Raw genomic sequence first — 2,907 nt, 5'->3', positions numbered from 1 at the left:
CCCTATAGCTCTGCGCCAGATAGAAGGTGTATCGCGAAATAAGGAACGGGTCGGTCTCCGTAGCAAGCGCGTTTTCAAGAACCGCCGCGTCGTCCTGGTACTTTCGCGGGTTTTGACTGCGTGCTCCGCCACGCCCCGTCGCCACGCGAAAACCCTTGGCGGTCTCGCGTGTGAGATGGCCGGGAGGGGCCTCGAGATATTCGTGCAGCACGCCCTTGAAGGAGAAGGGAAGCCGGTTGCGGCAAATCTGCGGGCGATAAAACGAAATGCCCCCATGGGACACCTCGACGTCGTAGAGATCGTGTTCCATGTTCGACTTGAACGCGATCGGATCGAAGTCAGCGTCTTGGACCACGACGTCGTCGGCGTCGATGATCATGGCGTAGTCGACCGTCTCGACTTCACGCAGGCGGTCAAGGGCAAAGGTACGGTTGTACGCAAAGTCCCGCCAAGGCTCGTCGATGACTGTGCCTTTGACTTTGTGCAGGGTCAGGAAGGTACGGATGAGGTCCTGCGTGCCGTCCTCGGAACCCGTGTCGATGACGAGCACGTAGTCAACGAGAGGAAGCGCGCTGGCGAGGCATTGCAAGATGACCTTTGCCTCGTTCTTGACGATCATGCACAGGCCGATGGTGCTCATGCTAATCCCTTGGCGGAGTGGCGTTCGTTACACGCTGCTGGAAATTGTTGAAGGGAATTCCTGCGCCTTTGTCCGGCTTTATATCTCATGCATCATCCCGTCGCCTTGGCCATTTGCATGACCTTTGTTGCAAAGAACGATTGCCCCTTCACAGCCAAGTGCTGCCTCAACCCGTCCATTGTTTAGCCAGCGCTTTCCGTCGCAGCAAGGGTCTTGCGGTCGCTCGGGACCAGAGGGTTAAGAACAGAATTTCCCGTCGACCCAATCGCTGAGGCGCAAATTCCGCCGCGACATCGAGGGTTCGACGCGAACCAGAGGGCACCCTTAAGCCTCGGATTTCTCGATGCGTTCGGCCGCCCATGCGCGCCATTTGATGTCGACCGAAAGTAGTTACTCATGGTCCACAATTAATAAATTGTTAACTTGGTTATTTACAAGTTGCTAATTTTAGATTTTACTAATGTCTTGTGTTGAGAGGGTTCCCGCGAACCGGGCAGAGGGCCTGTTGGGCTGCGTCTGCGAAGCCAGGAGAGTGTCTGGAGCAAGTCACTTCGTGCGTGAGGGCGTGGCGAGTGTGTGGTGACGTGCAAGAGAAGACGTTGTACGGCCTTGAACTAAAGGCCGGCGTTTTCCCAAATCTGATGTTCCCCCCGCAAGCAGTTGGTTCCCTCGTAAGTCGTCGTCGAGAAATCGGCGACACGCGTGACGGGAGTGACCATGGTTGGGGTGATACCGTGTACGAGTCGATGGGGCCGTGACGCAGGCTTAGGCGTAGAACAACGCCTGAATTACCCGCAGTTGGCCAACAGCACGGATTACCCAGCGATTGATGGGTATTCCTCAGTGTCCTTTGGACGCCTCACTCACCTGGGCGAAGACAACTGGGGCGCCATCCGATCGAGCGGCACGAAGAGGCTGCCAAGCCTTGCGCACCCGTCTCTTAGACCTGCCCGCAATGCGGCAATGCGCGCGACCGGCCTCACCGGGCGCCCGCGCTCTGCAGCCATTGAACCAGCGATTGAAATCTAAGGTACGACCAAGAGAAGCTGCGGCCCGGCCGCCGGCGACCAAGGAGAAGATGATGAGCTTCACGGCAGGATTTGCGGCTATGGAAGTCACCGTTCGAGGCATTTTGCCGATCGGCGACACGATTGAAAATGTAAATTATTTCATTCTGGACACGGCCAAGAGCGCTATTGTCGGTCAGGTCGTTCTTCCCAGAGCCGCCAAGCGAAGCCTCGCTGTCGCCCTCACCGTCAAAGTCCCAAGCACCGCCGGCTCGCTTGCCATTGGGACGTTTGATGAAGGCGGGAACTTCCAGGTCGCCAACTTCCTCCGCGTGGAGACGCCAGTCGTGGAACGTCCCCACGGCGCCGTCGGGCCGTCCGGGAGGTAAATCTCTTTGGTCGCAGCACTTGCCGGCTAGGCCAGTGAGTGGCTGCCGGTGAATTGAGTTCGAAGCCAACAGGAGCCAGTCATGGCCCGTGCCTCTGAAGTTCTTTTTGTCGATCCTTCAGTTTCCGACCTCCAGGCAATTCTCGGCAGCGTGCGACCCGAGGTTCAAGCGATTGTGCTCAACGGCCGCCGACCGGCGGCGCGGCAGATCGCTGCCGCGCTCGCAGGGCACGCAGGGCTCGATGCGGTGCACGTTATCGCACATGGTGGGTCTGGGCGTGTCGGCTTCACAGCAGGGGAGTGGTCATCAACTACATTGCAGGAAGAGGCCGAGGATCTTGCCGCAATCGGCCGTGCGCTTGCCAAGGACGGCGAGCTGCGGCTGTGGAGCTGCGAAACGGCATCGGGGGATACGGGCGAAGCCTTCATAGAGGCGCTGGAAGAGGCAGTAGGCGCGGACGTTCTCGCGTCCGGGTCGCTGATTGGCGCGGCCGCCCTGGGCGGCTCCTGGGAGATATCCTCACGCGTAGGCTCGTCCACGCCCTTGCCTCCAATGACTTCGGCTGGCGTGGCCAGCTACTCGGGGGTGCTTGCGGCTGATCTCACACTCAGTGGGGACATAACTGCCGGCGGCAGCTCTTCGGCTGTTAACACGTATTATGTAGTGGATACTCACGTGGCTCCGCCGACTAATCCGGCGCTTAATCGTGCGGATGATACAGTCGTTGGTAGCTTTCAGCTACCATCTGCAAACCAGGGCGGTTTAATAAATGACTTTTCTGCGACCATAACGATCCCCAACACTACTGATATTTATTTCGTTTATGACAGCAATTTCAAATTATACGGCACGCTTTCCCCGGTTGTAGGAG

The 2,907-nt window shown here is 58.1% G+C and carries 3 protein-coding genes; 2 read left to right on the top strand and 1 reads right to left on the bottom strand.

Annotated features, from left to right (window positions below; genetic code table 11):
• Positions 1 to 640, bottom strand: a 640-nt coding sequence (locus EN949_RS34345) for a glycosyltransferase (RefSeq protein WP_127371955.1), incomplete at its 3' end; no start/stop codon positions are given.
• 1,078 nt (positions 641 to 1,718) lie between these two features.
• On the opposite strand from EN949_RS34345, the gene EN949_RS34340 reads away from it, so the two are divergent.
• Positions 1,719 to 2,036 carry a hypothetical protein gene (locus EN949_RS34340; protein ID WP_127244227.1) on the top strand — a complete coding sequence of 106 codons (318 nt, stop codon included), beginning with the start codon at positions 1,719 to 1,721 and terminating at the stop codon, positions 2,034 to 2,036.
• Between the two features lie 81 nt (positions 2,037 to 2,117).
• Positions 2,118 to 2,907: DUF4347 domain-containing protein (locus tag EN949_RS34335; RefSeq protein WP_127371954.1), on the top strand; the 790-nt coding region annotated here is incomplete at its 3' end.

This window comes from Mesorhizobium sp. M7A.F.Ca.US.007.01.2.1 (genome assembly GCF_003998165.1).
Classification (GTDB): Bacteria; Pseudomonadota; Alphaproteobacteria; order Rhizobiales; family Rhizobiaceae; genus Mesorhizobium; species Mesorhizobium ciceri.
The sequence above is the reverse complement of the archived record's forward strand: the minus strand, read 5'-3'. Positions and strand labels throughout refer to the sequence as shown.

What these genes read in the sequence shown, in the direction of transcription:
- EN949_RS34340 (WP_127244227.1), top strand. Translation starts at nt 1,719, where the DNA reads ATGATGAGCTTCACGGCAGGATTTGCGGCTATGGAAGTCACCGTTCGA.